The 5,989-nt window shown below is 70.9% G+C and carries 6 protein-coding genes; 3 read left to right on the top strand and 3 right to left on the bottom strand.

Annotated elements, in window-relative coordinates:
• Window positions 1-143: 143 nt before the first annotated feature.
• Together ACFVW8_RS38035 and ACFVW8_RS38030 are read right to left on the bottom strand one after the other, a co-directional pair.
• The gene (locus ACFVW8_RS38035; protein WP_389698437.1) at window positions 144-1,613 is read right to left on the bottom strand and encodes a hypothetical protein; all 1,470 of its coding nucleotides are present in this window, start codon (window positions 1,611-1,613) and stop codon (window positions 144-146) included.
• A 164-nt stretch (window positions 1,614-1,777) separates the two neighbouring features.
• Window positions 1,778-1,975 carry a hypothetical protein gene (locus ACFVW8_RS38030; RefSeq protein WP_389698435.1) on the bottom strand — a complete coding sequence of 66 codons (198 nt, stop codon included), beginning with the start codon at window positions 1,973-1,975 and terminating at the stop codon, window positions 1,778-1,780.
• A 155-nt stretch (window positions 1,976-2,130) separates the two neighbouring features.
• Here ACFVW8_RS38030 and ACFVW8_RS38025 point away from each other — a divergent pair, with 155 nt between their 5' ends.
• Complete coding sequence (locus ACFVW8_RS38025) at window positions 2,131-3,105, top strand: carbohydrate kinase family protein (protein WP_389698433.1); 975 nt, start codon at window positions 2,131-2,133, stop codon at window positions 3,103-3,105.
• A gap of 7 nt (window positions 3,106-3,112) precedes the next feature.
• Here ACFVW8_RS38025 and ACFVW8_RS38020 read toward each other — a convergent pair whose 3' ends face one another.
• Complete coding sequence (locus tag ACFVW8_RS38020; protein WP_389698431.1) at window positions 3,113-4,495, bottom strand: cysteine desulfurase/sulfurtransferase TusA family protein; 1,383 nt, start codon at window positions 4,493-4,495, stop codon at window positions 3,113-3,115.
• A gap of 270 nt (window positions 4,496-4,765) precedes the next feature.
• Here ACFVW8_RS38020 and coxB point away from each other — a divergent pair, with 270 nt between their 5' ends.
• Both coxB and ACFVW8_RS38010 read left to right on the top strand, forming a co-directional pair.
• Window positions 4,766-5,728 (top strand): cytochrome c oxidase subunit II, encoded by a 963-nt coding sequence (gene coxB, locus ACFVW8_RS38015; protein ID WP_384128865.1) that lies wholly within the window; start codon window positions 4,766-4,768, stop codon window positions 5,726-5,728.
• Window positions 5,725-5,989, top strand: a 265-nt coding sequence (locus ACFVW8_RS38010) for a cbb3-type cytochrome c oxidase subunit I (protein ID WP_389698429.1), incomplete at its 3' end; no start/stop codon positions are given. The genes coxB and ACFVW8_RS38010, both read left to right, overlap by 4 nt.

Here is a 5,989-nt window from a genome sequence, read left to right as displayed (position 1 = left end):
ATATCAGACCGCGCCCGGGTTTCGGGCGCGTGGTGTTACTCCTTCTGTTAGCCGCCGTGCGCCCCGCTTTCGGGGGGCGCCCCCTGGTTCTAGCGGGGGGCCCGCCGCCGTATCGCTTCCGTGCCCGCCGCGCGGGCGTCACGTCACTTCTGCGGCACCGCGTCGCCCGATCCCGCGTCGACCACCTTCCGGTCGCCCAGCGGCTGGTCCAGCGTGACCGTACGGGTCAGCTTCTTGGCGACCTTGATGCACATCTTCTTCGAGTCGGGCGTCGACTCCGTCACGGTCACCCGCACGGTGCTGCCGCCCTCGCTCGCGCTCGCCTTGTACGTACTGCACACGCCGCCCCAGAACGTCACCGAAAGGGTGCGGCCATCCGCGCCGTACGACTGGATCGCGCCGCCGGACTTCTCCGTCCCGCCCTCGTCGGGCGTCTTCTCCGACGGGGTGTCCTTCGCCAGATACTTCGGGTCCACGGCGACCTGGGCGACGGTGTTGCCCGTCCCGCCCGCGGCCGGCCGGACCGTGAAGATCCAGGACGGTACGAGCAGTTGCTTCCCTTCCACGTACCGCGCCGCCAGTCCGAAGACGGCCTTGTCGACCGTCACCGTCGTCGTGGTCGGCTCCGCCCCGGTCCGTGCGCCACAGGCGGCCCCGGACGGCTTCGTGCCGTCCTCGAGCGGTGCGGGAGTGGCGCAGCCGCCGATGTTCTTGCGGCCGTCCGACGGCTGCGCGGCGTTCAGCTGCTTCAGTGCCTCGGCCGCGCCGATCACCGGGTAGTCGGCGCCCTTCTCCAGGCTCTTCAACTTCCCGCCACCGCCGATGACTTCACCGTCAGGGCCCACCTGGATCCCGGTCGCCCAGCCGTAGGTCGGCAGCCCGTCCACCACCGGGTCCGCGTTCACCACCCGTGCCGAGCCCATCAGTTGACGGGCGTCGAGGGCCGCTCCGTCCTGGCCGGCCGCCTTCAGCACCGGCACCGCGGCGGCCTTCGCGGCCTTCTCGCTCACCGGTGATCCCGAGCCGCCGGGCGCCACGTGCTTGCCCGGACAGGTCGGCTTGTTACCGCAGTTGTCCGTGGAACCGGAGCCGTAGCGCGCGAACGTCCAGGTGCCGGGTGCCTGCTTGTCCACCCGCAGCACCGGGCCCGAACCGTCCCCGGTGGAACCCACCGTCCAGGCCGTGCCCTCGGCCTGCGGGGTGCCCTTGAGGCCGAGCGCCTTCGCCAGCCGGGTCACATCGGCCGCCGGGACCGTTCCGCTCGGGCGCTGGACGGCGGCCTCGGACGGGCCGTCGGGCAGCGCACCGGCCGCCCGGTAGACCAGCCGCTCGCCGTGCGGATCGGGTTCGCCCGGGGCGATACCCCGGGGTGGCGCCGAGGGATCGGGTGACTGTGTGGCGGGTCCGCCCGTCCGCTCGTCGAGGGAGAGCATCGGGGGAGTGCGGTCGCTGCTGCCCGCGCTGTCCTTGCCGCTACCGCTGTCCGCCGCGGTCGCGGCCCAGTACGCGCCGCCGCCGCCGGCCAGCAGTACGGCTGCCGCCACCGAAGCCACGGCGAGCGGCGAACGCCGCCGGGGGCCGGTCACGTCGTTGTCGGGTCGCTCGGTGCTCACCGGATCGCTCCTTCGCCTGCATTGCCGTCATATGCCTGGCCCGGCATATCGCCCGACCCTGGGGTGCGGACACCGATGGGACGGGGCGGGGGAGCGCATGGTTCCCCCGTGGGGCGGCAGTTGCGGCCGGGAGCACGGTCCGGGAGCGGCCGGAGCGGGCGGACTCAGTCGCCGTACTCCGACATCGAGTCGATCAGCCGGGCCGAGGCCGGCGGCACGGTCACCCCGTGGATCAGGGCGGGCGCCACAGGGGTGGGAGCGGTCCTGGTGGGTACCACCCAGTGCGGAGCCATCCGTGCGCAGTCTCCGCGCAGCTCGGCCAGGCCGGTCTCGGACTCGCGCGGGGCGATGTGGTTCGACATATCCGCACCGTAGGCACCGCAGAGCTCAGGAAGAAAGCCCTACTATCGGGTAGTTTTTCCCATTCGGGCCCGTGGGGAACCGGTAGCGTGAACTGTCACGCCACTCCGGGGACGCGGACACCCGTTCCCCTCGACCTCCGCAGGAGCAGTCTCCCGTGCGTATCGCAGTCACCGGCTCCATCGCCACTGACCACCTCATGACCTTCCCCGGCCGATTCGCGGACCAGCTGGTCGCGGATCAGCTGCACACGGTCTCGCTCTCCTTCCTGGTCGACAACCTGGACGTGCGCCGGGGAGGCGTCGCCGCGAACATCTGTTTCGGCATGGGTCTGCTGGGCACCGCCCCGATCCTGGTCGGTGCCGCAGGCTCCGACTTCGACGAGTACCGGGCCTGGCTCGACCGCCACGGCGTCGACACCGGATCGGTGCGGATCTCCGAGGTTCTGCACACCGCCCGCTTCGTCTGCACGACGGACGCCGACCACAACCAGATCGGCTCCTTCTACACCGGCGCCATGAGCGAGGCCCGGCTGATCGAGCTGAAGGCCGTCGCCGACCGCGTGGGCGGTCTCGACCTGGTCTCCATCGGCGCCGACGACCCGGAGGGCATGCTCCGCCACACGGAGGAGTGCCGCACCCGCGGAATCCCGTTCGCCGCCGACTTCTCGCAGCAGATCGCCCGGATGGACGGCGACGAGATCCGCATCCTGCTCGACGGTGCCACGTACCTCTTCTCCAACGAGTACGAGAAGGGGCTCATCGAGTCCAAGACCGGCTGGACCGACGAGGAGATCCTGGGCAAGGTCGGCCACCGGGTCACCACCCTCGGCGCCCAGGGCGTGCGGATCGAACGCGTCGGTGAGGAGCCGATCGAGGTCGGCTGCGCGGAGGAGCAGAGCAAGGCCGACCCGACCGGCGTCGGCGACGCCTTCCGCGCCGGATTCCTCTCCGGACTCGCCTGGGGCGTCGGCCTGGAGCGGGCCGCCCAGGTCGGCTGCATGCTCGCCACCCTGGTCATCGAGACGGTCGGCACCCAGGAGTACACCCTGCACCGCACCCACTTCATGGACCGCTTCACCAAGGCGTACGGCCATGAGGCCGCCGCCGAGGTGCGTACACACCTCGCGTAGCGATATCTCAGGACAGCCGGCGGACCACATAGGCGGAGCCGCGGTCCGCCGGCTCCTCGCCCACGTACTCCTGCTCACGCATCACGCACCAGGCCGGGATGTCGAGCCTGGCCGCCTCGTCGTCGGACAGCACGGTCACCGTCCCGCCCACCGGTACCTCTCCGATCACCTTTGCGAGCTCGATCACCGGGACCGGGCAGCGCCTCCCGAGCGCGTCGACGACCAGGGCGGCCGCCGGGCCGGGGAAGGGGGCGGCCGCGGCGGGCGCGCCCAGCTTCTCCCGTACGCCCGCCACCAGCCCGGGGAGCACGTCGAGGAAACGGTCGACGTCCTCCTCGGCGGTGCCGGCCGGCAGCGACACCCGGACGTTCCCCTCCGACAGCGCACCCATCGCCTTGAGCACATGGCTCGGGGTCAGCGTGCTGCTCGTGCAGGACGAACCGGACGACACGGAGAAACCCGCCCGGTCCAGCTCATGGAGCAAGGTCTCTCCGTCGACATAGAGACAGGAGAAGGTGACCAGATGCGGCAGCCGCCGCACCGGATCGCCGACGACCTCCACATCGGGCACCAGGGCCGGCACCCGGCTCCGGATCCGGTCCACCAGCGCCCGCAGCCGCACCGACTCGGCCGCCGCCTCCGCCCGGACCGCCCGCAGGGAAGCCGCCGCGGCCACGATCGCCGGAATGTTCTCGAAGCCGGCGGCGCGCCCCGACTCCCGCTCGTCGGCCGGACCCTGGACCGCGAATCGGACGCCCTTGCGCACCGCGAGCAGCCCGACCCCGGCCGGGCCGCCCCACTTGTGGGCACTCGCCGCGAGCAGCGACCAGCCGGCCGGCACCGGCCCCTGGCCCAGCGACTGCGCGGCGTCCACCAGCAGCGGCACCCCCGCGGTCCGGCAGAGCTCGGCGACCTCGGCCACCGGCTGCTCCGTGCCGACCTCGTGGTTGGCGGACTGGAGGCACGCCAGCGCGGTGTCCTCGCGCAGCGCCGCTCCGTACGCCGCCGGGCTCACCGCCCCCGACCGGTCCACCGGCACCTCCGTGACCGATCCGCCCCGGCCCTCGTGGTCGGCGGCCGAATGGAGGACGGACGAGTGTTCGACCGCCGAGACGGCCAGATGGCGGCCGACACGCCGACGCCCCGCGAGAGCCCCGGAAATTCCGGCGTGCACCGCCCGGGTGCCCGAAGAGGTGAAAGTGAGCTCGTCGGGACGGCAGCCGACGGCCTCCGCGGCCGCCTCCCGTGCCGCGTCCAGCAGCAGCCGGGCGCGGCGCCCCTCGCGGTAGAGCCTGGCCGGGTCGGCCCAGCCCTCGTCCAGCGCGGCAAGCAGCGCCTGGCGGGCGACGGGATGGAGAGGGGCGGCGGACGCGGCGTCGAAGTAGGGCACCCGGCCACGCTAGCCCGGTCCGGACCCCGGCCCGGGACCCGCCGTCCGTGCGGCCAGGAGAGGGGGCGTCAGATGTCGGCCGGAGGCCCGGATTCCACCCCTTCGGGGAGTCGGGCGGCGCGTTGGGCACCCTCCCCGCGCGACCCCAAATAGCGTCCAGTAGGGTTTGGTCCGCATAAACATCCAAACCCCTGCCCGCGTCAGGGGCGGCGACCGACAAACGAGACGGGCGCGCCGACCGTGCGGGCGAGACTCTCGGGAAGGCGCTACGTGAGTCCCAACGGCTCCGACCGCTCGTCGCGGCGCCCGATGCGGCGGAAGCTGCCGCAGGTGCTGACTGCGGGCCTGATCCTGGCGACCGCAACCGGTTGCACATACAAGGACTTCCCCCGCCTTGGTATGCCTACGCCGGTAACGGAAGAGGCCCCACGGATCCTTTCCCTCTGGCAGGGCTCGTGGGCGGCAGCGCTCGCCACGGGCGTGCTGGTCTGGGGCCTGATCCTGTGGAGTGTCATCTTCCACCGGCGCAGCCGCACCAAGGTGGAGGTTCCTCCGCAGACCCGGTACAACATGCCGATCGAGGCGTTGTACACCGTGGTCCCTCTGATCATCGTCTCGGTGTTGTTCTACTTCACCGCGCGCGACGAATCGAAGATCCTCGAGCTCTCCCCGAAGCCCGCCCACACCATCAACGTGGTCGGCTACCAGTGGAGCTGGGGCTTCAACTACATCGAGAACGTGGACGGCTCTGCCGCCACGGGCAACGAGGTCCCCAAGGAGCTCGACGCCATCCCGGACCGGTTCCGCAAGGACTTCCCCAAGGGTGCTGACGGCGTCTACGACGTCGGCGTCCCGGGAACCCGGAACCCGCAGAACGGCAACCCCGGTCCGACCCTGTGGCTGGCCAAGGGGGAGAAGGTCCGCTTCATCCTGACTTCGCGTGACGTCATCCACTCCTTCTGGGTGGTGCCGTTCCTCATGAAGCAGGACGTCATTCCGGGCCACACCAACTCCTTCGAGGTGACTCCCAACCAGGAGGGCACCTTCATGGGCAAGTGCGCCGAGCTCTGTGGCGTCGACCACTCCCGCATGCTCTTCAACGTCAAGGTCGTCTCCCCGGAGCGCTATCAGGCGCACCTCAAGGAGCTGGCGAAGAAGGGCCAGACGGGCTACGTGCCGGCCGGCATCGAGCAGACTGACCCGGCCAGGAATGCGGAGACGAACAAACTGTGAGCATCCTCAATGAACCTCAGGGTGCCGCGGCAGCAGACGACTCGTACGAGGACGAGCTGCCGGTCCGGCCCAAGCAGCCGGGAAACGTCGTCATCAAGTGGCTGACCACCACTGACCACAAGACGATCGGCACGATGTACCTGGTCACCTCGTTCGCGTTCTTCTGCATCGGCGGTCTGCTCGCGCTCTTCATGCGCGCCGAGCTCGCCCGTCCGGGCACGCAGATCATGTCGAACGAGCAGTTCAACCAGGCGTTCACGA

It is taken from the genome of Streptomyces sp. NPDC058221, from assembly GCF_042882365.1.
In the GTDB taxonomy this organism is placed as follows: domain Bacteria; phylum Actinomycetota; class Actinomycetes; order Streptomycetales; family Streptomycetaceae; genus Streptomyces.
The sequence above is the reverse complement of the archived record's forward strand: the minus strand, read 5'-3'. Positions and strand labels throughout refer to the sequence as shown.

What these genes read in the sequence shown, in the direction of transcription:
- ACFVW8_RS38030 (WP_389698435.1), bottom strand. Translation starts at nt 1,975, where the DNA reads ATGTCGAACCACATCGCCCCGCGCGAGTCCGAGACCGGCCTGGCCGAG.